General features: G+C 68.2%; 18 protein-coding genes and 1 tRNA gene. 8 read left to right on the top strand and 11 right to left on the bottom strand.

Annotated features, from left to right (window positions below; genetic code table 11):
- Positions 1-39 precede the first annotated feature (39 nt).
- Positions 40-112, bottom strand: a tRNA-Glu gene (locus tag VIK36_RS02730).
- Between the two features lie 164 nt (positions 113-276).
- Between VIK36_RS02730 and VIK36_RS02725 the strand changes: the two genes are divergently transcribed.
- Positions 277-1,293 (top strand): PHP domain-containing protein, encoded by a 1,017-nt coding sequence (locus tag VIK36_RS02725; protein WP_324643984.1) that lies wholly within the window; start codon positions 277-279, stop codon positions 1,291-1,293.
- A 41-nt stretch (positions 1,294-1,334) separates the two neighbouring features.
- On the opposite strand, the gene VIK36_RS02720 is transcribed toward VIK36_RS02725, so the two are convergent.
- On the bottom strand, positions 1,335-2,018 hold the full coding sequence (locus tag VIK36_RS02720) for a DsbA family protein (RefSeq protein WP_324643983.1): 684 nt from the start codon (positions 2,016-2,018) through the stop codon (positions 1,335-1,337).
- Positions 2,019-2,097: 79 nt separating this feature from the next.
- On the opposite strand from VIK36_RS02720, the gene VIK36_RS02715 reads away from it, so the two are divergent.
- From VIK36_RS02715 to VIK36_RS02700, 4 genes are all read left to right on the top strand, one after another.
- Complete coding sequence (locus VIK36_RS02715) at positions 2,098-3,069, top strand: DMT family transporter (RefSeq protein WP_324643982.1); 972 nt, start codon at positions 2,098-2,100, stop codon at positions 3,067-3,069.
- 9 nt (positions 3,070-3,078) lie between these two features.
- The gene (locus VIK36_RS02710) at positions 3,079-3,507 is read left to right on the top strand and encodes a metallopeptidase family protein (RefSeq protein ID WP_255174272.1); all 429 of its coding nucleotides are present in this window, start codon (positions 3,079-3,081) and stop codon (positions 3,505-3,507) included.
- A 10-nt stretch (positions 3,508-3,517) separates the two neighbouring features.
- A complete protein-coding gene (locus VIK36_RS02705; protein ID WP_324643981.1) occupies positions 3,518-4,438 on the top strand; it encodes a cation diffusion facilitator family transporter in 921 nt (306 codons plus the stop codon).
- Between the two features lie 183 nt (positions 4,439-4,621).
- Entirely contained in the window at positions 4,622-6,142 is a 1,521-nt protein-coding gene (locus VIK36_RS02700) for a C40 family peptidase (protein WP_324643980.1), read from the top strand.
- A gap of 47 nt (positions 6,143-6,189) precedes the next feature.
- Here the strand turns inward: VIK36_RS02700 and VIK36_RS02695 are convergent, their stop codons facing one another.
- From VIK36_RS02695 to VIK36_RS02675, 5 genes are all read right to left on the bottom strand, one after another.
- A complete protein-coding gene (locus VIK36_RS02695) occupies positions 6,190-7,074 on the bottom strand; it encodes an ABC transporter permease (RefSeq protein ID WP_324643979.1) in 885 nt (294 codons plus the stop codon).
- Positions 7,064-8,128, bottom strand: a complete 1,065-nt coding sequence (locus VIK36_RS02690) for an ABC transporter ATP-binding protein (protein WP_324643978.1) — start codon at positions 8,126-8,128, stop codon at positions 7,064-7,066. The genes VIK36_RS02695 and VIK36_RS02690 overlap by 11 nt, the downstream gene beginning before the upstream one ends.
- Before the next feature lie 45 nt (positions 8,129-8,173).
- On the bottom strand, positions 8,174-9,343 hold the full coding sequence (locus tag VIK36_RS02685) for a hypothetical protein (protein ID WP_324645209.1): 1,170 nt from the start codon (positions 9,341-9,343) through the stop codon (positions 8,174-8,176).
- A gap of 84 nt (positions 9,344-9,427) precedes the next feature.
- Positions 9,428-12,277 carry a PEP/pyruvate-binding domain-containing protein gene (locus tag VIK36_RS02680; protein WP_324643977.1) on the bottom strand — a complete coding sequence of 950 codons (2,850 nt, stop codon included), beginning with the start codon at positions 12,275-12,277 and terminating at the stop codon, positions 9,428-9,430.
- Between the two features lie 39 nt (positions 12,278-12,316).
- Positions 12,317-13,357 (bottom strand): universal stress protein, encoded by a 1,041-nt coding sequence (locus tag VIK36_RS02675; protein ID WP_324643976.1) that lies wholly within the window; start codon positions 13,355-13,357, stop codon positions 12,317-12,319.
- Positions 13,358-13,782: 425 nt separating this feature from the next.
- Here VIK36_RS02675 and VIK36_RS02670 point away from each other — a divergent pair, with 425 nt between their 5' ends.
- On the top strand, positions 13,783-14,418 hold the full coding sequence (locus tag VIK36_RS02670; protein ID WP_324645207.1) for an NAD(P)-binding protein: 636 nt from the start codon (positions 13,783-13,785) through the stop codon (positions 14,416-14,418).
- Positions 14,419-14,473: 55 nt separating this feature from the next.
- Here the strand turns inward: VIK36_RS02670 and VIK36_RS02665 are convergent, their stop codons facing one another.
- Entirely contained in the window at positions 14,474-15,127 is a 654-nt protein-coding gene (locus VIK36_RS02665) for a copper resistance CopC family protein (protein ID WP_324643975.1), read from the bottom strand.
- Between the two features lie 111 nt (positions 15,128-15,238).
- Between VIK36_RS02665 and VIK36_RS02660 the strand changes: the two genes are divergently transcribed.
- Complete coding sequence (locus tag VIK36_RS02660; protein WP_324643974.1) at positions 15,239-16,681, top strand: NCS2 family permease; 1,443 nt, start codon at positions 15,239-15,241, stop codon at positions 16,679-16,681.
- A gap of 80 nt (positions 16,682-16,761) precedes the next feature.
- Here the strand turns inward: VIK36_RS02660 and VIK36_RS02655 are convergent, their stop codons facing one another.
- Positions 16,762-18,066 (bottom strand): cation:proton antiporter, encoded by a 1,305-nt coding sequence (locus VIK36_RS02655; RefSeq protein ID WP_255174264.1) that lies wholly within the window; start codon positions 18,064-18,066, stop codon positions 16,762-16,764.
- A 196-nt stretch (positions 18,067-18,262) separates the two neighbouring features.
- On the opposite strand from VIK36_RS02655, the gene hutG reads away from it, so the two are divergent.
- A complete protein-coding gene (gene hutG, locus VIK36_RS02650; RefSeq protein ID WP_255174263.1) occupies positions 18,263-19,216 on the top strand; it encodes a formimidoylglutamase in 954 nt (317 codons plus the stop codon).
- Positions 19,217-19,260: 44 nt separating this feature from the next.
- Here the strand turns inward: hutG and VIK36_RS02645 are convergent, their stop codons facing one another.
- Together VIK36_RS02645 and VIK36_RS02640 are read right to left on the bottom strand one after the other, a co-directional pair.
- Entirely contained in the window at positions 19,261-19,926 is a 666-nt protein-coding gene (locus VIK36_RS02645; protein ID WP_324643973.1) for a response regulator, read from the bottom strand.
- Positions 19,923-21,503, bottom strand: a complete 1,581-nt coding sequence (locus tag VIK36_RS02640; RefSeq protein WP_324645206.1) for a sensor histidine kinase — start codon at positions 21,501-21,503, stop codon at positions 19,923-19,925. The genes VIK36_RS02645 and VIK36_RS02640 overlap by 4 nt, the downstream gene beginning before the upstream one ends.
- Positions 21,504-21,792 lie beyond the last annotated feature (289 nt).

Raw genomic sequence — 21,792 nt, 5'->3', positions numbered from 1 at the left:
CTACCAGACTTTTTTAGCCTGCTTGACCAGTTCCTTGCGTACCCCCAACGGGATTCGAACCCGTGCCGCCGCCGTGAAAGGGCGGTGTCCTAGGCCGCTAGACGATGGGGGCCAGAACCCGTTCGGAACAAAATAAAAGGCGTCAAGCGGGGCTTTCCGTCTTTGTCCTCTGTGTTTCTCCGAACTGGACTCTAAAACTATAGGGGCTAACCGGGAATATTCCAAAATTGGCGAAAAACCCCGCCGTTTGGCGGCTGCGCAGGTGAAGATGGACGGATGGATGCCGTCGACGCGCTCAACGAGATCGCTTTCTGGCTGGAGCGCGGACGCGCGGCCACGTTCAAGGTCCAGGCCTTCCGGAAGGCAGCCGCCGCCATCAGCCCCCTCGGCCCCGCGGAAGTAGCCGAACGCGCCCGGAGCGGCCGGCTCAAATCCATGAAGGGAATCGGCGACCGGACCTACGCCGTGATCCGGCAGGCCGTGGACGGACAGGTCCCTGACTACCTGGCAGACCTCAGGGAGAAGGGTGCCCAGCCGCTGGCATCAGGCGGGACGGAGCTCCAAGCGGCGCTCCGTGGCGACCTGCACAGCCACAGCGAATGGTCCGACGGCGGCTCCCCCATTGAGCTGATGGTGGCGGCCGCTGAGGTGCTGGGCCGCGAATACCTGGCCCTGACCGACCACTCCCCCAACCTCACCATCGCCAACGGGCTGTCCGCCGGGCGCCTGCGGGAGCAGCTGGACGTGGTGGCGGGCATCAACAGCAACGGCGGGGCCACCCGGTTGCTGACGGGCATCGAGGTGGACATCCTGGAATCCGGCAGCCTGGACCAGGAACCGGCGCTGCTGGACCGCCTGGACATCGTGGTGGCCAGCGTCCACTCGAAGCTCCGTGCGGATCGGAAAACCATGACCACCAGGATGCTCGGGGGCATCCGGTCTCCGCAGACCAACGTCCTTGGCCATTGCACGGGACGGCTCGTTGAAGGTTCGCGCGGGACGCGGCCGCCGTCGGAATTCGACGCCAAGGAAGTCTTCGCAGCGTGCGCGGAACACAACGTTGCCGTGGAGATCAATTCCCGCCCGGAGCGGCAGGACCCGCCCGATGCCCTGATCCAGCTGGCATTGGAGGCTGGGTGCCTGTTCTCGATCGACAGTGACGCCCACGCACCGGGACAACTGGACTTCCTGCAGTACGGCGCCGAGCGGGCAGCCCGAAATAACGTGCCGCCCGAGCGGATCATCACCACCTGGCCGGTGGACAAGCTGCTTGCGTGGGCCGGCACAAAGTAGGGCGGTGTTGTCCCGGGCCGCGTCAGCGGGGCTGAGCGCCGCTACTTGAGGGCGTCTGCCAGCTTCTGGCGGAAGTCCGCCTTGGTGGACAGCGTGAGCTTCTCGCCGTTGAGGAAGAAGGTGGGCGTGCCATTGACCCCAAGGGCGTTGCCGTCCGCGATGTCGGCCAGGATGCGGTCCTCGGTCTTCTGGTCGGCCACGACGGCATCGAACTGCGCCAGGTCCAGCCCCAACTGCCCGGCGTAGGTGCGGAACAGGGGTGCCTGCGACTGCTGGCTGCCGGCCCACTGGGACTGGTTTTCGAACAGCTTGGCGGCCATCTGCTGGTACTGCCCCTGCTGCGCCGCTGCTTCCGCCGCCAGGGCGGCCTGGCCGGAATTGGGGTGGGCGGACAGCGGGAAGTACCTGTTGACGAAGGTGATCCTGTCCCCGAACTCCGCCTTGAGCTCCTCCACGAAAGGATGGACGGCGGCGCAGGACGGGCACTCGAAGTCCAGGAATTCCACCAGCTGGGCCTTCTCCTCGGCAGGCGCAGTGAGGCGGTGGCTGTCGGCACGAACGAGTTGTTCGGCACCGGCGGCCGGAGACGCCACCTGCTGGGGCTTCGTTGCGGTAAAGATGGCGTACAAGGCAACGCCGCCCAGGACGATGGCAGCCAGCGCAATCCAGGTGATTTTCCTGACAAGGCGCGGGGTGTCACGGGCGGGAACCGAAGGAGAGGCCATGGTCCGCATCCTAGCCCGCGGCCACCCACATGGCCGATTTCCGCCAGTTCGGTGCCCGCAGCAGCCGTACATTTGACTCATGCCTTCCACCAGCCGCGCCCGCCGGCCCCTGCCTTCCCCCGCTGCAGCACCCACGCCCGTAAAGGCCCTTGGCGTGGCGGCCATGGTGGTCACGGTGGTGCTGTGGGCCTCCGCGTTCGTCGGCATCCGCGCCATTGGGCCGCATTTCTCCCCCGGCTCCCTGACGCTCGGCAGGCTGGCGGTCGCCGCCGTCGTGCTGGCCTTCCTGGTGGTGCCGCAGCTGCTCAGGAGCCGGGTGCTGCCCAGGGGGCGCGAATGGCTGCCCATCCTCGCCTATGGCGTGATGTGGTTCGGCGGCTACAACGTTGCCCTGAACGCCGCCGAACACATCCTTGATGCCGGCACCAGCGCCCTGCTGATCAACGTCAACCCGATCCTGGTGGCCATCATGGCCGGCATTTTCCTCAAAGAGGGCTTTCCCCGCTGGCTGCTCATCGGCAGCACGGTGGCGTTCGGCGGTGTTGCACTGATCGCCCTGGGTTCCGGACAGCCGCGCAGCCCCGGGGAAAGTTCGACGACGGACCTGGCAGGCGTGGCGCTTTGCCTCCTTGCGGCAGTGCTCGCCGCAGTCAGCGTCATCATCCAGAAGCCAGTGGTGCGGAAGTTCCCCGCGGCACAGGCCACCTGGTTCGGCATCATGGTGGGAGCACTGTGCTGCCTGCCGTTCGCCGGGCAGTTGGCGTCCGAAGTGCAGGCCGCTCCCCCGCAGGCCACCTGGGCGCTGGTGTACCTGGGCGTTTTCCCCACGGCCATTGCCTTTACCACCTGGGCCTACGCACTGTCCCTGGTGGACGCCGGGAAGCTGGCCGCCACCACCTACCTGGTGCCCGGGACCACGGTCCTCATCTCCTGGCTGCTGCTCGGTGAGATCCCCACCGCCTGGGGACTGGTGGGCGGGCTGGTGTGCCTGGTGGGCGTAGGGCTGACCCGGCGCAGGACGCGGGCACCCGGGCAGCGGCCCGGGCACTAGAGTCGGGGTATGCCAGCCAGCCTCCCGCCCGGACTGCCCATCGTTCCCGACGGCCCGCACGAATCGTCCCCATTCACCATGTCTGCTGACGAATTCGAGGTGGCAGTCGAGGATGCCCTGGCCAGTATCCCGGACCGGCTGGCCCGTGCCATGGACAACGTGGCAGTCTTCATCGACGACGACTACGTGCCCGGTCCGGGGGAAGATCCGGACACCGTCCTGCTGGGGCTGTACGAAGGCGTCCCGCTGACCGAACGCGATTCGTGGTGGGACGCCGGTTCCCTTCCCGACCGGATCACCATCTTCCGCGAGCCCATCCTGGAGATCTGCGCCTCCCGGGAGGACGTGATCCACGAAGTGGCCGTCACGGTGGTCCACGAAATCGCGCACCATTTCGGCATTTCCGATGACCGGCTGCACGAGCTGGGCTGGGGCTAGCCTTGTAAGCATGGGACACGACCACAGCCACAGCCACGGGATCACCGCCACCGGGCGGCACCGGAAACGGCTGGTGGCCGTCCTGGGGATCACCCTCGGCGTCGTCCTCATCCAGCTCGTGGGAGCGGTGCTGTCCGGTTCGCTGTCCCTGCTCGCGGACGCCGGTCATATGCTCTCCGACGCGGCCGGCGTCACCATTGCACTGCTTGCCGCCTGGATCGCGGGCCGCCCGGCGAGCGACCAGCGGACCTACGGCTACCAGCGCGCCGAGGTGCTCGCGGCCCTGGCGAATGCTCTGATCCTGATCGTGATCTCCGTGGTGATCTTCACCGAGGCGGTCCGCCGGTTCGGCGCACCGCCGGAAGTGCAGACAGACATCATGCTGTTTGCCGCCATCCTCGGCGCCGTGGCCAACCTGGTGTCGCTGTTGATCCTTCGCACGGCACAGGATGAAAGCCTGAACATCCGTGGCGCCTACCTGGAGGTGCTGGGCGACCTCCTGGGCTCGGTGGCCGTCATCATTGCCGCCGTGGTCATTATGGTGACCGGCTTCCAGGCTGCAGACACCATCGCCTCCGTCCTTATCGCGCTGATGATCCTGCCGCGGGCCTGGAGCCTGCTGCGCGACGTGGTGGATGTCCTGCTGGAGGCCAGTCCGAAGGGGGTGGAGGTGCAGATGATCCGCGAGCACATCCTCTCGGTTGCCGGCGTGACCGATGTCCACGACATCCACATCTGGACCATCACGTCCGGCGTCCCCGTCTTCTCGGCCCATGTGGTGGTGGAGGACGGCGTGCTCAACGCACGGGGTGCCGACCAATTGCTGGACAAGCTGATCACGTGCCTGGGTTCCCATTTCGATACCAACCACTGCACCTTCCAACTGGAGCCTGCTAGCCACTCAGAGCACGAGGAACATCAACACGCCTAACCCCGACACACCCGCGGATTTCACCGGAAAATGACACCCATGTGGTTTATGTTATTGATGTGACTGTTGTTGCTAATGTGCAAAAGGTCACGTAGCCTCGGACTGCTGGCGAGCAGCTGAGGGGCACAGTCGTGCCGCATCCAGAACCTCACTCCCAGTCTTACCGTTGCGAGGTCTCTGCAGATGGCTTTACCCGGATCCGGCCGCAGGACGGCTGCGCTGTGCGCCGCCGTCGCACTCTTTGCATCCGTGGCAACACCCGCACTCGCGGTGCCTGCACCATCGGCCCCCGTGACCGTTCCTGCGTCGCCCGCAATTCCCTCGCCGGACGACATCGCAGCAGCGAAAGCCAGTGAAGCCGCGACGGCGGACCAGGTCAGCGCGATCGAGCGCATCCTGGCGGACGCCTCCACAGCCCAACAGGCAGCGTTCGCGGTGGCCATGCAGGCCAACAACTCCTACAGCGAGGCTCTCGTGGAGCTGCAGCAACGGACGGAAGCGGCGTCAGCTGCCGCAGCCAGAGCCTCCTCCGCGCGCGACCAGCAGGACAAAACCCGGAAGCAGGTGGGTCAGCTCGCCGGCGACCTGTACCGCAATGGCGGCCTGAACCCCACCCTCGGAACCCTGGCCAGCGGCAGCGAAAGCCTGCAGCAGGCTGCCACGCTTGAGGCACTTTCCGCCAGCCGCAGCCGGGCCTTTGAGGCTGCGGACGCTGCTGCCACCGCCTACCGTTCCCTGACCGCAGCCGCGGAGGACGCCACCAGAGCCGCCGATGATGCCGCAAAGACGGCCGAGCAACGCAAGACCCAGGCGGAACAGGCCAACGCCGCGCAGGTCAAAGCCGTTGCCGACGCCAAGGCACAGCGGACCATCCTGGTGGACCAGTTGGCCCAACTCCGGAACACGACTGTGGCGCTCGAATCGGCCAGGGTGGATGCCCTTGACCGGCAACGCGAAGAGGCACGCCTTGCTGCCTTGTCCGCCGCCGCGGACCAGGCGGCGCGGGAGAAGGCTGAGCAGGACAAGGCAGCGCAGGAGAAGTCAGCGCAGGACAACGCCGGCCAAAACCGGCCCGCCGGACGGAACGGCGGCGGCCAGGACACGGCCCCTGCAGCGCCGGCACCCGCCCCGGCCGGGCCGGCGCCTGCCGCTCCGGCTCCGGCCCCGGCTCCGGCGGCGCCGGCACCTGTTCCTGCTCCGGCAGCCCCGGCACCCGCACCCGCTACGCCTGCTCCAGCGCCTGCTCCCGCTCCCGCTCCTGCCCCGGCTCCCGCGCCCGCTCCTGCCCCGGCCCCGGCTCCAGCTCCGGCCCCCGCGCCTCCCACGGGCTCGGGGTCGTACGAGGCAGCCATTTCGGTTGCCCTGGGGAAGGTGGGCGCGCCGTACTTCTACCAGTGGGGCGGCACGGGCGTTTACGGCTTTGATTGCTCGGGCCTGGTGCAGAATGCCTTCGCCGCGGCCGGAACGTACCTTCCGCGCACCGCATCCCAGCAGTATGCCGCCGCCCCGGTCCACGTTCCCATCTCGCAGGCCCGCCGCGGAGACCTGCTGGTCTGGGGTTCCGCGCCGAACTTCTACCATGTGGCCATCTATCTGGGGAACGGCCAGGTGGTGCAGGCCCTGAACCCGCAGGAAGGCATCACGGTTTCCAGCATCAGCTCCATGGTGGGCATGGACCTGTACCCGTACGCCGCCCGTTACTGACCAGCGGACTGGGCGCCCGGCAGGACCTGGAGGCTCCGCCGCCGTCGTCAGCTCAGGATGTCCTTGGTGACGAAGCGGCCATAGGCGAGCGCGCCGAACACTGCCACATAGCCGGCCTGGAGCAGGGCGTTGTCCACGAAGGAATCCCACACCAGGGGCTGGCGGAGCATGTCGCCGAAACCAAGCCAGTAGTGGCTGAAGAGCCATGGGTGCAGCCAGTCCAGCTGAGGAAGCTGGTCCAGGACCTGGGAAACCACCGAGACCACCACGGTTGCGGCCATCGCCCCAACGGGAACCACTGTCATGGTGGACAGGAACAGCCCGATCGCCGACAGCCCGGCCAGCGACACTGCCAGGTAGGCGGCGATCAGCACTATCCGCAGGGCAGCGTCGGCGGGCTGGACCACCCCGCCGGAGAGCAGTGTCACCGGGCCTACCGGGAACAGCGCCGCACCAATCGCCGCGCCCGCCAATCCAACGGTGAGTGGAGCCACGATGCAGAAGGCCAGCGCCCCGGCATACTTGACCAGGAGGAGCCGCGCCCGCCCTGCCGGCGCCACCAGGAGGTACCGGAGGGTCCCCAGGTTGGCCTCCCCGGCGATCGTGTCCCCCGCCACCACCCCCACGGCGAGCGGCATGAATAACGGGACGGAGACCAGCATGGCCGTGAAGGCCACAAACAGCCCGTTCTGGGTGATCCGGTCGAGGAACGCAGGACCGCGCCCCGGTGGGACCGCAGAGGAAACCTTCACGGCCACGGCAATGAGGACCGGAATGGCGGCGAGCGCCAGGAGCAGCGCCCAGGTCCGCCGGCGCCCGAACAGCACCTTGAGCTCCGACCCCAGAAGGGATAGTCCCGGGCTGCGCGGGACGGCGGCCGTCCGGGTGGCTTTGGCGGTTTCCGGTATCTCGGCGGGAACGCTACTGGGCAACGTCGAATCCTTCCCCGGTCAGGGCAACGAAGCGGTCTTCAAGGCTTTCACGCTCGACGGCGAAGCCCCGGACGCGGACGCCGGCCTTCACCAGGTGCGCCACAACATCCTCCGGGAGCACCGCAGTCTGCCCGGCTGCGGCACCCATCGCGGCCACGATGGTCTCCCCATCCAGCTGTGGGCGCTGGGGTTCCTGCAGCCCCTGCGGCCCCTGCGGCCCCGGAAGGCCGGGAAAGGCGGGATGTCCGGGTAGGGCGCGACGTTCAGCCTGTGCCTCCGGGTCTGCCGGCCCGGGTGCCAACCCCAGCCCCGCCAGGACCTGCCGCGCCGCGCCGCCGTCGGGCGTTACCAACCGCAGGCGGGTGCTTCCGGCCTGCCGCAGCTCGGCCAGGGGACCCTGTGCCACGAGCTTTCCCGCGCTCATGACGGCGGCGTGGGTGCACATCTGGTCCACCTCGGCCAGCAGGTGGCTCGAGACGAAAACGGTGGTGCCCTGGTGTGCCAGGGACCGCACCAGGTTGCGCACTTCGCGGGTGCCCTGTGGATCGAGCCCGTTGGTGGGTTCGTCCAGTACCAGCAGGTCACGGGGTGAGAGCAGGGCATTGGCTATGCCCAGCCGCTGCTTCATTCCCAGGGAGTAGGCGTGCACGCGTTTCCCTGCCGCGTGCTCCAGGCCCACGCGCTCCAGTGCCTGTTGCACGCGGGCTTTGCGCGTGGCGGGCACTGAATGCGGGCCGGCGGAGTCCAGCCGGTGGAGGTTGGCGGCGCCGGACAGAAAAGGGTAGAAGGCCGGGCCTTCCACCAACGCGCCCACGCGCGGCAACACCTCGTGGAGCTTGTGCGGCATCTCCTGGCCCAGCAGGTTCACTGTCCCTGCGGACGCGGATGCCAATCCCAGCAGCATGCGGATGGTGGTGGTCTTGCCGGAGCCGTTGGGACCCAGGAAACCGAAGACCGTCCCGTGCGGGACGGCCAGGTCCACGTTGTCGACGGCGGCCTGCTGGCCAAAGTGCTTGGTGAGGCCCCGGGTCTCAATCGCCAGGCCGGAAGTCACCGCGCCAGGGCCGGTCCGGTTGCCACTCCCCCGCCCGTCCAAGGCCTACCGGGCCGCTGCTGCTGCGGCCTGCAGCCTCTCCGGCGGCACCATTCCCGCGAAGATCCGGCCGTCGTCGGTAATCAGGATGTTGAGCAGTGCCGTGGACAGCAGCCTGCCACCGGGTACGGCGACGGCGGCCTGGGACAGCAGCGGGTCCTGCAGTATTGATTCGGCGGCGGCGGCGGATCCACGTGCTGTGCCTGCCACTGTCTCCCAGCCGGCGCCGGTTACGGAGATATCTCCCTTGGCGCCGCCGTGCATGGCAGCCGGGTTATGGGCATCGGCGGGGTCATGGGATACGGCGGGGTCATGGGACTTGTCCGGTACGGGGAGTTCCTTGACGGTGCTGCCGGGCGGCGGGGTGAAGGCGAATACTGACGGGTCCGGGGCGTCCAGGGAAAGGCTGGTGAACCCGGACGCGAAGGCAGGCTTGTCCGCGCCGCGCGCGGTCACCTGGACTGACAACGGCATCCCGCTGGCACCGTCGACGGCGATGGCCACCTTGCCTACCAACGTTGCGTCCGTGCGGGGCTCGATCAGCAGGTTGTAGGCGGCGCGCCCTGCAACGGAAACGTCCGGGCCCACGGATACGGCGGTGCTGGGGTCCACCTTGGCCAGGAACTGCCGGGCCAGCTCAGCCGGAGTGTGCATGCCGCCCTGCGTTTCACCCGGAAGCCGTGGGTCGGTGGCATGCGCAGGGTCGGTGGCATGTGCAGGGTCGGTGCCGTTCGCCGGGTCCTGGGTGTGCGCCGGCAGGGACAGGTGCGCTGCCGTGTTGTCCTTTGAGGAGTAGAGCCAGACGTCGCTGCCGTGGCGGACCACGTCCCGTTCGGCCAGTTGGTCCATTACCTGCACACGGGCATTATCCTTGCCGTCCACGTAGATGCGCGCGGTGTGCTTGCCTGACAACAGCTCGATTACCGACGCCACGCTGCCGGCGGACGCAGCACCGGACGGCTTGCCGGCAACCGGAAGTTCCGGCAGTCCCAGTTCAGCGGACTGCTCCACCGTCCCCGAGAACGTGCGCACCTGGTGGCTGGCCGCCAGTTCCAGGACCTCGGCAGGCGTCTTGGCCGGCAGCGGGTTGCTGGCGCCGGCCGGGAGGGACCCGATCAGGGCACCGGAAGCAATGGCCACCGGAGCCGCGACGGCGGGCAGCCACCGCAGCCACATCCTGCGCCTTGTGGTGTTTCGTTGCACCTGTACGTGTTGGAACGGTCCGCTGGAATCCAGCCTGTCGGAGCCCATAGATACAGACTACGCCCGTGCAGGGGGGTCCGTGCCCCGGGGAACTTTCCCGTTCTGCGGCGTACCGGGGCGTTCCGGCACAACGGTTCCCGCACCGCCGTCGACCGTTATCTTTTGGCCCGTGCTGATCAGGCCGGTGGCGTCCGCCACACCAACGACGGCGGGGATGCCGTATTCCCTGGCCACCACGGCGCCGTGGGAGTTGGGTCCACCCATCTCCATCACCAGTCCTCCTGCCGTCAGGAACAGCGGAGTCCAGCCCGGGTCCGTGGACGGTGCAACCAGGATCTCTCCCGGTTCCAGGCGGGCTCCGACGGGATCCAGGATGACCCGCGCCGCAGCGGTCACCGTCCCGGCCGAGGCCGGGCTGCCGGCCAGGGTTCCGTTGGCCGGACCTCCGTTCGCGGCGGTTCCGGCGTCGGCCCGCACTGCCTCGGGTTCGGTGCCGTCCGAAAGCAGCACCCGGGGGATGTGCCGGCGCCTGAGCTCCAGGGCGTAGTCCTGGCGCCGGGCCGCCACGAGTGCCTTCAGGTCCGGGGCAGGCGCCGGGCTGCCCGCGGTTGTTCGGGTCAATGCCTGGCGGACCTCCGCGAAATCGAGGAAGAACACGTCGTCCGGCTGTTCCACCGTGCCCGCCTGCTCCAGTTCGGTACCCACCAGGAGCAGCTGCCGCCGGACTTCCCCAAGGCCAAGCACCAGCTGGTACTTCGGCAGCTCCCGCAGGCCTGCGAACATGCGCGCCCGCCGGAGTGCGGCACGCACCAGCCGTCCCCGGATCCTGCTGCGGGCAGCGGCCCGGGCAACGAGCCGGTCAACCTGCGCTTCTGCGTCCTCGGCGGCCTTGCTGAACTGGGCATCCGGCGCCAGCGCGGGGTCGTCCAGCCGGAGGTAGTTGGCGAGGATGCCCAGGATGTGTTCCGGTTCCTCCGACCACCGGGGCAGTCCGACGTCGATCTCGCCCACCGCCCGGTGGCCGTATCTGTCCAGGAACCTGGCGAGGCCGGCGTCCAGGCGCGCCGGCAGCTGGCCGGCCTGGAAAGCGGCTGCGAGGGCGGCTGGATCGCGGGCCATCAGTGCGGTGCGTGATTCGGCGTCTTCCTGGATTGCCTGCGCCAGGTGCCACAATTCCAGGTCCATTTCCGTGGTGACGTTGTTGGGCAGGCCGCGGATCACCGGTTGCAGCCCGTCCCACGCATTGCCGCCCACGAGCTTTCCGGCAAGGCCCAGCATCGCGAAGCCCAAGGCGGGAAGGGGAAGGATGGCCGGAACAATGGGGAACAGGCGCGATCCCGCGAGGGACTCGGCATGGTCCAGGCGGGCCAGGGCGCTTGCTGCGCCGCCGGGAGCCAGGGACGCCTCGAAGGTCCGGGTGAAGCGGTCAAGCCGGCGGAGGGCCGCCCCGGGCCGGACCAGCGCACGGAGGAAGGTGGCGGGAACCTCTGCACGGATTGCCGCGGGTCCGACGTGGCGCAGCAGCCCGAGGGGCGTCCTGGTGGTCACCGAAAAGGCGGGGTCCGCGAACAGCTGCCGCATGACCGTTGCCGTCCGTGCCTCCATGATGTCGAAGACCCGCGGCACGAGCCGGCGGCCAACGGTGCTGCGGATGGGAGTGGTGAAGTCGACGTATATCCGCTGCCCCGCCTCGGCGTAGGGGGATGGCCCTTCCCGGGGATCGGAAACAGGGAAGCCGGCGGCGGTGGCGACGGAGGAGGCGATGAGGCGGACAGCAGCCAGGCCCATGGGTGTCAGCGGCCGTGTCAGTCCCTGCGCGAGGCTGAAACAGAGGTAGGCCCTGGTCCCGCCAACGGCGGACGCTGCCTGCGGAACCCTGCCGGCAGCACCGTTGCTTTTCGGGACCGGGTAGAGGGTGGTGATGGGCCTGGACTGCGTGAGCCACAGCCCATCGGCGCCGTCGACGGCCCACTCGATGTCCTGCGGGGAACCGAAATGCCCTTGGGCCTGCAGCCCCAGCCGCATCAGGCCAACCACCTGGCTGTCTGGAAGGCACGCGGTGCCCTGGGCGCCCTGCACCTGGCGGATTTCGGTCCCGCCGCCGGCAACCGGCCGTATCTCCACGGCCTTATCGCCGGGTTTCCGTTCCAGCACCCTGCCGGTCAGTGCGTCCACCACGAAGTGGTCCGGATTGACGGCACCGGAGACCACGGCCTCGCCGAGGCCGGGGCTGGCATCGATGACTACCTGCCGGCGGCTGCCGGTGAGGGGATTCGCCGTGAACATCACGCCGGCGGTCTGGGCGTCCACCATCCGCTGGACCACCACCGCGAGCGAAACGGCTGCCGGGTCGATTCCGAGGCTTGCCCGGTACGCGGTTGCCCGGTCCGTCCACAAAGACGCCCAGCACCTCCGGACGGCGTCCAGCACCGCGGGCACCCCCACGACGTTCAGGAAGGTGTCCTGCTGGCCGGCGAAGCTGGCGAAGGGCAGGTCTTCAGCGGTGGCCGAGGACCTCACTGCCACCGCAACGTCCGGCCCCAGTGCCGTATAGGCCTGCTCCACGGCATGGGCTACGGCTGCCGGAACCGGAGCGTCCAGGATTGCTGCACGCGCCGTTGCGGCCAAGCCGGCTGCGTCGGGAAGGTCCCCGGCGGCCCCTGCCGTCTCCATCATGGTGGCGTAAACCCCTGCCAACGCGGGAAGCAGGGCGTCGGGGGCACCTATTGCCTGCCGGTATGCGGCGGTGGTCAGGCAAAAGCCGTCCGGAACCGGCAACCCGGCAGAGAACAACTCCCCAAGGTTGGCTGCCTTGCCGCCCACCAGCGCCAGCATCCCTGAGTCGAGGCTGCCCAGGCCGAGCACCAGCCCCTCGGACCCCTCACCGGCTGTCATCTGTTGCGTCATGTCCGCGGTCTCCCGCCGGCTGCCCGGGAAAGGCGCGGTCTAGGCGGCGTCGCCCAGGATGGGGCCGAACCGCCCGCGGTCGGCCAGGCGGGGGTCCTCCCGGTCCGGGACCACCATGACCGGGCCCTTGGCATGGTGGAGCACGCCGTCTGATGTTGAGCCCAGGAGCATTCCGGTGAAGCCGCCGCGGCCGCGGGTGCCCACCACCACCAGTTCAACGTGCCGGCTTTCCTCGACGAGCACGTCCACCGGCGAGCCGTCCTTCAGCTCGTAGCCGGCCTGGAGGTTGGGGTAATGGCTGCGGAGCCAGGCCATGCCGGCGTCCAGGGTGACCCGGATGTCATCGAACAGGGCCTTCCGGTCCATGGGCGCCGGAACCCAGGCCAGCGAGCCGCTGTACTGGGGAACGGCGCAGACCACGCGGAGGGATGCGCCAAGGCGTTCGGCCTGGTCGGCTGCTTCAAGGACGGCAACGCGGGCCTGCTCGGAGCCATCCACGCCAACCACCACCACGTTCTCCACCGGCCGGTGCCCGGATCTGGCCTGCTCGGCCTTGACGCGACGGTCCTCCGTGGACTCGCCGAGCCGGTCGGAGCAGAACAATGGGACCGTCACCGTGGGGCATTTCGCGTGGGCGGGCAGGGCACTGCTGACTGATCCCAGGAGCCGGCCCACAAAGCCGCCGCGGCCGCGGGTGCCGACCACCAGGAGTTCCGCGGTTTCGGAAATGTCCAGCAGGACTCCGGCGGCGTCGCCGTTCTCCACGGCGGAGCTGACGTCCACGTCGTAGGCGGCAATCTTTTCCAGGGCCTGCCTGGCAATGGCTTCGGCGCCTTCGCGGATGACGGAATCATCCACGGTGGCGTAGCCCCCGTCCAGGCCGGACGCGGCGAAGATCGGCACGGAGTAGGCGGTGACGATGTGAAGCGGACGACGACGGCGCTGGGCTTCCCGCGCGGCCCACACCAGGGCGCACTGGCCATGGTCCGAACCGTCAACGCCCACCACGATGCCGTGGGGAGCGGCCGCGCCACCCCCACCGTCCCGGGCCGGGTCCGGATGCAACTCTCGTGAGCCCATGGGGGCCGCCTCCTCGCGATACGCCTGATGTTGCGGCTATTCTGCCAGAAAACGGGCCACTCCCCGCGCACCCGGCCCAGCGGTGGCACCGGCAGGAAAAGGACCGCTCCCGATTCCCACTATTCTCTGTCCCCCAAGGCTTAGCAAGCCTGCTCAGGGGCTGATGGGCCAAGTTATCCACAGGCAATTTGCGGGGTTCCGGAAAGCGCCTTCTCGCCACGAAAATGATTTCGTTCACGGGCTATCCACGGCCGCTTTTGTTCTGTAGTCTTCAGGACATTGTTGGTCCGGGACGCCAACTGCTTCTTCCTGTCAGGACGGTCCCGGCCATGCGCTGCGGCCGTGCTTGGGGGTAACGGGACGCGAGCCGGCGAGGATGCCGGCACCTGCCGAAGCTCCATAGGAGGGAAACTGTAGTGTCAAGCATGCCTGGGATTGCCGGGGCCGAACAGACCACCACCATCGTCATTGGCACGGGCCTGTCGGGACTGGCCGTGGCCGCTGAGCTGCGCCGCCATGGGGTGGACTCCATCGTGGTGGACGGCCTCGACATCCTGGGCCAGGCCCAGCCCGCGAACACTACGTCACTGCAGCGCTGCGATGCGGCGGACAGCGGCACCCTGCGCGAGCGGAACGAGATCCTGCGCCACCTGCGCAATTACGCCGCAAGCCACAGCGTGGACGTGCGGAACACCACCCGGGCGGTGCAGCTGAGCATGATCGAAGCACCTGACCAGGCCGCCCCGCAGTGGCAGGTGCACACCCCCACGGGCATCCTGGTGGCGGACCACATCGTCCTCACCCGTTGCGCCCACAGCCAGTTGCGGCGCATGCTCAACGACTTCGGCATCGCCGTGGGCCGGAACGTGGCGGCAGCCATGCGGGCCATCGGCATCTACCTGGTGGGAGTGGGCGAACTCATCACGCCATCGCCCAAAGAGGTGCTGCGCCAGGCCAAGACCGTGGGCCAGGCAATCTCTGCCAAGGTCAACCCGGACGGCGCCCTCCCGTCCACCGGCGTCTTCCCGGCAACGGGAAGCTTTGCTGCCCTGGGCTGCTGACTGCGGCCCCGGTACGCGCTGCAGGGCTGGAAGGAACCGGGCCTGCCGGCGGGCGCTACTCCCCGGCCCTGTTCCCGACCTCCCCGTCATCTTCGGTGTCCCCGTCGCCGGTGAGCCGGCGGCGGGCAAGGACGCCCAGCGCCACCAGCAGCCCCACGGCCACCACCGCAAAAATAACAATGCTCCACTGGAACGGCTCGCCCGCGCCGGCCGGCTCCGACGGCTCTTCCGTGACCCCGGGCTGGGCGGTGCCCATGCCAGGGACCGCACCCGCCGCCGTCGAACTTCCAGCCGTGGGTGTCCCCGACGAAACGGCACCGGGAGCACCGGAGGCCGCGGAGAAGGTGAACGTCCCCTCAATGGGATGTGAGTCCGAGCTGACCACGCGCCACGCCACCGTGTACATGCCCGCCGGACCGCCCGGGCGGAGCTTCTGGGTGGCCACGTTGTCCACGATCTGCACGGAGCCATCAGCCCATTCGGTGCCGCCGGCGTCCTTGATGGAGAAGGACGAACCGATGCCCAGGGGCTTGTTGCTGAAGGTCACCGAAACCTCGGCGGGCGGGGCAGCCAGCGCAGCCCCCTGCGCCGGGCTGGTGGACTCGGCAGCATCATGCGCGGAGGCGGGGCCCGCCAAGCCCAGCGCGGCGGCGGCAAAGACAAACAAGCCGAGCACAAGGCTCAGCAACTGGCGGCGGACCTGGCGCATGGTTGGGCTGCTCCTCGTGTTGGCTTCCTTACAGACTAGGCGAATTTGCCGGCCCACTCCCTGCCGCTCCCTTAGGATGCAGGTATCCCCACACACTTCCCCGGAGGACTAATGCTTAAGCAAGGCTCTGCCCTGGACCGGTATTTCAGGGTCACCGAGCGCGGTTCCAACCTTTCCCGCGAGATCCGCGGCGGGTTCGCCACGTTCTTCGCCATGAGCTACATCGTGGTGCTGAACCCCCTGATCCTGTCCGGGCCCGACTCCAACGGCACCACGCTGGGCTTCCCCGCGGTGGCTGCCGTGACCGCGCTGGTGGCAGGCATCCTCACCATCCTCATGGGGGCGTGGGGCCGGCACCCCTTCGCCCTGGCCACCGGCCTGGGCGTCAACGCCTTCGTGGCCGTCACCGTGGCCACCAATCCCGGGCTCACCTGGCCGGACATGATGGGCCTGGTGGTCCTCTCCGGCGTCACCATGCTGATCCTGGTCCTCACCGGTTTCCGTACGGCCGTGTTCAAGGCCGTGCCGGACGGACTCAAGACCGCCATCGTGGTGGGCATCGGCCTGTTCATTGCCCTGATCGGCCTGGTCAACGCCGGGTTCGTGCGCCGCATCCCGGACGTCGCAGGCACCACCGTGCCCGTTGGCCTGGGCTTCGAAGGCAAGCTCCTTGGCTGGCCCACCGCCGTGTTCGTGTTCGGCCTGATCCTGACCATCGCCCTGGTGGTGCGCAAGGTCAAGGGCGCCATCCTGATTGGCATCATCACCTCCACGGTGCTGTCCGTCATCCTTGAGACAACCCTGCACATCGGCCCCAGCTTCGACGGCAAGAACTTCAACCCGCAGGGCTGGTCCCTGGTGGCCCCGGCGTTTTCCGGCTGGGCGGCCCCGGACCTCTCCCTGATCGGCAAGGCCAACCCGTTCGGTGCCTTCGAGCACCTCGGCTTCGTGGCCGCCACGCTGCTGGCCTTCGTCATCCTGCTCAGCATCTTCTTCGACGCCATGGGCACCATGGTGGGCCTGGCCAACGAAGCCGGCACGGTGGATGAACACGGCAACATTCCCGACGTCGACCGCGTGCTCCAGGTGGACGCACTCGGTGCCATTATCGGCGGCGGCGCCTCCGTCTCCTCCAACCAGATCTACGTCGAAGCCGGTGCAGGCATCGGCGAAGGCGCCCGCACGGGCGTGGCCTCCATCGTCACCGGGGTGCTGTTCCTGGTGGCCATGTTCTTCACCCCGCTGATCAACCTGGTGCCCTTCGAGGCCGTGGCCCCGGCGCTGGTGGTGGTGGGCTTCATGATGGTCTCCCAGGTGGGCAAGATCGACTGGCAGGACTGGGGCATCGCGATCCCCGCGTTCCTCACCTTCACCCTGATGCCCTTCACCTACTCCATCGCCAACGGCCTGGGTGCCGGCTTCATCGCCTACGTCCTGATCCGCACGGTCCAGGGCAGGGTCAGGGACATCCACCCGCTGATGTGGGCTGTGGCCGCGGCGTTCGCGCTGTTCTTCGCCATCGGCCCCATCGAGGCGGCCCTGGGGATGAAGTAACCCCTAACACGGAAAGGGCTGGTGCGGCGTCTGCCGTACCAGCCCTTTTTGCTTACCGCGGGGTTTCCATGACCGGCGGCCTAGACCGGGGTGTTGGGGGCGAGTCCCTCGTCGCCGGAGACTGCCAGGGCCTTCTTCTGGCGCAGCCGGTCCAGCCGGTTCATCAGGGGCGAAGTGGTGGCGCCGTGGATCACGATGGACAGTGCCACCACCAGCCCGATGAAGGACCAGAGCCAGTGCCCCTGGTCCGTGAAGTGGCCTTCGCCTAGCGCAAAGGCCAGGTAATACAGGGAACCGATGCCGCGGATGCCAAAGAAGGACAGTGCCACGCGTTCCCGGGGACCGGTCTTGCCGCCCAGCAGGCCCAGCCAGCCCGCCAGCGGCCGCACCACCAGCAGGAATGCAAGCGCCACCAGCAGTTCAGGAAGCCCGATCCCGGCCAGCAGCCCGCGGGCGATGGCACCGCCGAGCAGGACCAGGATCACCACCGTCAGGAGCCGTTCCAGCTGTTCCACGTAGGAGTGCAGCACCCGGTGGTAGCCGTGCGTCCGTTCAGCGGCCCGGATGGTCACGGCACAGACGAACACCGCTATGAACCCGTAGCCCTCCACCATCTGCGTGAGCCCGTACGCCAGGAACGTCGCCGCCAGGGCAACAAAGCCCTCCGAGTGGTTGGAGAGCCGAAGGCTGTCGGCACGGGCCGAGAAGAACAGCCTGGCGAGCAGCTTTCCGGTGAGGAACCCCACCACAAGCCCGACAGCCAGCCGCCACACCACGTCCAGGCCGAACCACTCACCGAACCAGGCGGAGGGGTCCGCTCCGGCAACGCTGATGGCAATGGCAAGGTAGACGAACGGGAACGCCAGCCCGTCGTTGAGCCCGGCTTCCGACGTAAGGCCGAAACGGACCTCGTCCTCCTTGTCCGTGGATTCATCCTGGTCGGCCGGCTCGCCCACCTGCACTTCCGAGGCCAGGACGGGGTCCGTGGGCGCCAGGCTGGCCGCCACCAGCAGCGCCGCGCCGAGCCCCAGGCCCAGGAACCACATGCCCAGCAGGGTCAGCCCTACGATGCAGAGCGGCATGGCGATGCCCAGGAGCCGCCACGTGGTGGACCAGCGCCTGCGTCCCACGGGCCGGTCCAGGGCAAGCCCCGCGCCCATCAGGGAAATGATCACGCAGACCTCCGCGAGGTGCATGACAAAGTCGCTGTGTTCCACCGGGTTCGGGTTGGGCAGCGATGGAATCAACGCGAAGGCTGCCATCCCTGCGCCCAGGAAGACCATGGGCATGGACAGCGGCATGTCACGCAGCAGCTTGGGCAGGACCGCAGCGACGAACACGGCCAGTCCGGCCGCGGCAAAGAGGATATCTGGGGCTTCAAACATGGAGCGGCTCTCCAGCCTGGGAGTGGTGCGTGGATCCGGAGCGGCCAGGTCATCCCTGGACCGGTGGGCTGATCTCACCTTAACCCCTGCATCAGGCACCGATGTCCGGCCCGGCCGTTGCGCGGGTTCTTGGATTCCGGACAGGACGACGGCGCCGGCGCTGGTTTTCGTGCCCGGCATGCGGTGAGCTTGAGGCATGTTCCCCAAGCTTCCCGCCGTCGACGTCCCGCCCCGGCCCTGGACCGGCAGGTTCGACGGCGATGGTCCCGGCCACCGCCGCTGGTGGCAGGCGGTCACCGCCTCCGATGAGTTTCAGCCTGCCGCGCCCGGACGCAGGCCCGCCGCCGTGCTGGGATTTTCCAGCGACGAGGGGGTCCGCCGCAACCAGGGCCGGACCGGGGCAGCCGCCGCCCCGGCGGCGCTGCGAAAAGCGCTGGGCCCGCTGGCCTTCCACCTGGACCGGACGGTGGCCGACGCTGGTGACGTGGTGGTGTCCGGGGAAGACCTGGAGGCCGGCCAGGAACGGCTTGGCCGGGTGCTGGCTGCCCTGCTCGACGCCGGCCACCAGACTGTAGTGCTGGGCGGCGGGCACGAAACCGCTTACGCCAGCTACCTTGGCGTCAGCGCCTCAGCCGCGGTTCAAACCGGGCAGCGCCTGGGCGTCTTGAACCTCGACGCCCACTTCGACCTCCGCGACGAGCCGGTGGCCAGCTCCGGCACACCGTTCCTGCAGATGGCCCGCGCGGAAGCGGACGCCGGACGCGAATTCCGCTACGCCGTCGCCGGGATCTCGGAGCCGAACAACACCCGGGTCCTGTTCGACACCGCGGACAAACTGGGGGTCCGCTACCTGCTGGATGAGGACTGCGAACCGGAACGGATCCGGGACTTCGTGGCGGAGTTCCTGGCGGAGATCGACGTCCTGTACCTGACCATCGACCTGGACGTGCTGCCCGCCGCGGTGGCCCCCGGCGTCAGCGCGCCGGCAGCCTACGGCGTGCCGCTGCCGGTCATTTCGGCGGTGTGCCGGCAGGTGGCCCGAAGCGGGAAGCTGTTGCACCTGGACGTGGCGGAACTGAATCCGGCGTTCGACATTGACGGCCGGACCGCCAGGACAGCTGCCCGGCTGATTGACACGCTGCTGCGCTGAGAGCTTGTCCGCGGGAGCGGGACACGGGCGGCCGGCGGGTCCCGTCACGCCTTGAGCACGTACCGCCGTTCGGGCCGTCCCACCCCGTACTTGAGCCGCACGTCCAGCGTTCCTTCGTCGTGCAGGTATTCAAGGTAGCGGCGGGCACTGACCCTGGAGGTGCCCAGCTCCTCGGCCATCTCGGCTGCCGAGACGTCACCGGCTGAAGCGTTCAGTGCCGCCTCCACCAGCTTCAGCGTTTCGATACTGCAGCCTTTGGGCAGGGGCCGTTCGGCGCGGTCCAGGCCGAACACCCGGTTGACGTCCGACTGTTCGGCCACGTCCTTGGACGCATCCAGGCTTTGGTAGGCGTGGCGGTAGTGCTCCAGCCGCTCCTGGAGGTCTTTCTGGGAAAAGGGCTTGATCAGGTAATGGACAATGCCGCCGCGCAGGGCCTTACGGACTGTTTCAACCTCCCGCGCGGCGCTGATGACCAGCACGTCCAGTTCGGGCGCGACAGCGCGCAGGCGTTGCATCAGGTCGAGGCCGTTGATGTCCGGCAGGTGGATGTCCAGCAGCACCAGGTCCGGCTGGAGGCGTTCGGTCTCGGCAACCGCCTGGGCGCCGGTATGCGCCGCGCCCACCACAGTGAAGCCCGGCGTGCGCTGGATGAAGCCGGCATGCACCTTGGCCACCATGAAGTCGTCATCGACGATCAGGACCTTGATCATGGCTGGGTACTCCCTCGTTTCAGCACAGCGGTAAAGACAGCCCCATTATCGTTGGCCACCACCAGGTTTCCGCCAGTCCGGCGGCACACCACCCGGGACAGCGCCAGGCCGAAACCGCGGCTGCCGGCCGGGCCGGGTTCCTTGGTGGTGAAGCCCTGGCGGAAGATGTGGTCGGTGGAGCCGCTGGGGACGCCGGGACCGTTATCCCGAACGGTGACCACCACGTCTCCCCCGGCTTTGCCGTCCACCCGGACCCGGACGGCTGCCTGCGGGAGCCCGGTGACGGCGTCGAACGCGTTGTCCACCAGGTTCCCCACCACGGTGGTGAGGTCCCGGGACAACCCGTCATCGACGGCGTCCAGCACGGAATCCGGGTCCAGCTGCAGTGCAGCGCCCCGTTCGGTGGCGAGGCTTGACTTGGCGATCAGCAGGGCGGCGAGCGCGGGGTCCTTGATGCGGGCGGTCACTTCGTCATTGAGCCGGGTACGGTCCACGGTGGCACCGTTGACGAACTGGACCACGGAATCGTACTCGCCGATCTGGATCAGGCCGGAGATGACGTGGAGCTGGTTGGCGAACTCGTGGGCCTGGGCGCGGAGGGTGTCCGTGGCAGTGCGGGTGGTACCGAGCTCGTGCTCCAGCTCAGAGAGTTCCGTGCGGTCGCGCAGGGTGGTCACCGAGCCGATGACCCTGCCGCGGGATTCGAACGGCACCCGGTTCATCACCACCAGCCGGTCTCCCACCAGCACCAACTGGTCCGGGCCGGGCTGCTCGCGGGTGAGGACGTCCTTAAGGGCGGGTTCGACGGCGAGTCCCGCCACGCGCTTGCCAACACAGTCGGGTGGGAGGCCGAGCAGGGCACGGGCGCTGTGGTTGGCCACTGTGATCCGGTCGTGCAGGTCCAGTGCCACAACGCCTTCCTTGAGGCCGTGCAGCATGGCCTCGCGGTTTTCCACCAGGCTGGTGATCTCGCTGGGTTCCATGCCCAGGGTCTGCCGCTTGACGCGGCGCGACAGCAGGAAGGACCCGGCAATGCCCAGCACACTTGCCACTCCCAGGTAAGTCAGGAGGTTGGGAACGGCATCGCCCAGCCGTTCCAGCACTGTGGGATAGCTGCGGCTGATGGAGGCGATACCGATCATGCGCCCGGTGTCATCCAGGACCGGGACGTGCGCGGACAGCAGCGGGGCCGGAGTTCCGCCCACCACTCCGGTCCAGGCCCTGCCTTCCATCACCCTGCTGGCGCCGAGTTCCAGCGGTTCACCGAGCAGGCTGGGATCCGAGGACGCCACCACAGTCCGGTCGATTTTTGCCAGCGCCACCCTGGACGAGCCGGAGACGATCCGCACGGACTCTGCCACTGCCGGCAGCACGGCACCGCCGCGGGCCTGGGACTCGGGGAGGAGTTCGCGGACCACGGGGTTTCCGCCCAGGGCTTCCGCAGCCGACAGGGCGCGCCGGCCTTCGATGCGTTCGAAGGCCGCAGCAGACTGGGCCAGCGAGATGGCTACAACACCCACCAGGACGGCCAGGACAATGAGCAACTGCAGCAGAAGGTACTGTCCCGCGAGGGACATTCCTCGTCGTCGAGTCACAATGGTCTTCCTGGTGTTGCGGGCAGGGCAAGGGTTGTCCGGCAGGGGTGGCAGGCCGCGGTGCGCGCAGGATATGGGCGCAGGGCCTGGGGTGGTACCGGGAACTATATCCCAAAGCCCGCAGCAGGGCCGCTGTGGGGATTCGGAAACGTGAACGCAATGAACACAACTTTCTCTGCGTACACAAGAGTGATCGCCGTCACGGCCGCCCCTAGCATCGGAACCACAAGGCACCGGAACCACTAGTCAGCCGGTGCTGGTCTGATTTGTT

The sequence above is a fragment of the Pseudarthrobacter sp. LT1 genome, assembly GCF_035621795.1.
In the GTDB taxonomy this organism is placed as follows: domain Bacteria; phylum Actinomycetota; class Actinomycetes; order Actinomycetales; family Micrococcaceae; genus Arthrobacter.
Note: the sequence above shows the minus strand (reverse complement) of the source record. Positions and strands in the feature narration are given on the sequence as shown.

What these genes read in the sequence shown, in the direction of transcription:
- VIK36_RS02725 (WP_324643984.1), top strand. Translation starts at nt 277, where the DNA reads ATGGATGCCGTCGACGCGCTCAACGAGATCGCTTTCTGGCTGGAGCGC.
- VIK36_RS02720 (WP_324643983.1), bottom strand. Translation starts at nt 2,018, where the DNA reads ATGGCCTCTCCTTCGGTTCCCGCCCGTGACACCCCGCGCCTTGTCAGG.
- VIK36_RS02715 (WP_324643982.1), top strand. Translation starts at nt 2,098, where the DNA reads ATGCCTTCCACCAGCCGCGCCCGCCGGCCCCTGCCTTCCCCCGCTGCA.
- VIK36_RS02710 (WP_255174272.1), top strand. Translation starts at nt 3,079, where the DNA reads ATGCCAGCCAGCCTCCCGCCCGGACTGCCCATCGTTCCCGACGGCCCG.
- VIK36_RS02705 (WP_324643981.1), top strand. Translation starts at nt 3,518, where the DNA reads ATGGGACACGACCACAGCCACAGCCACGGGATCACCGCCACCGGGCGG.
- VIK36_RS02700 (WP_324643980.1), top strand. Translation starts at nt 4,622, where the DNA reads ATGGCTTTACCCGGATCCGGCCGCAGGACGGCTGCGCTGTGCGCCGCC.
- VIK36_RS02685 (WP_324645209.1), bottom strand. Translation starts at nt 9,343, where the DNA reads ATGTGGCTGCGGTGGCTGCCCGCCGTCGCGGCTCCGGTGGCCATTGCT.
- VIK36_RS02680 (WP_324643977.1), bottom strand. Translation starts at nt 12,277, where the DNA reads ATGACGCAACAGATGACAGCCGGTGAGGGGTCCGAGGGGCTGGTGCTC.
- VIK36_RS02675 (WP_324643976.1), bottom strand. Translation starts at nt 13,357, where the DNA reads ATGGGCTCACGAGAGTTGCATCCGGACCCGGCCCGGGACGGTGGGGGT.
- VIK36_RS02670 (WP_324645207.1), top strand. Translation starts at nt 13,783, where the DNA reads ATGCCTGGGATTGCCGGGGCCGAACAGACCACCACCATCGTCATTGGC.
- VIK36_RS02665 (WP_324643975.1), bottom strand. Translation starts at nt 15,127, where the DNA reads ATGCGCCAGGTCCGCCGCCAGTTGCTGAGCCTTGTGCTCGGCTTGTTT.
- VIK36_RS02660 (WP_324643974.1), top strand. Translation starts at nt 15,239, where the DNA reads ATGCTTAAGCAAGGCTCTGCCCTGGACCGGTATTTCAGGGTCACCGAG.
- VIK36_RS02655 (WP_255174264.1), bottom strand. Translation starts at nt 18,066, where the DNA reads ATGTTTGAAGCCCCAGATATCCTCTTTGCCGCGGCCGGACTGGCCGTG.
- hutG (WP_255174263.1), top strand. Translation starts at nt 18,263, where the DNA reads ATGTTCCCCAAGCTTCCCGCCGTCGACGTCCCGCCCCGGCCCTGGACC.
- VIK36_RS02645 (WP_324643973.1), bottom strand. Translation starts at nt 19,926, where the DNA reads ATGATCAAGGTCCTGATCGTCGATGACGACTTCATGGTGGCCAAGGTG.
- VIK36_RS02640 (WP_324645206.1), bottom strand. Translation starts at nt 21,503, where the DNA reads ATGTCCCTCGCGGGACAGTACCTTCTGCTGCAGTTGCTCATTGTCCTG.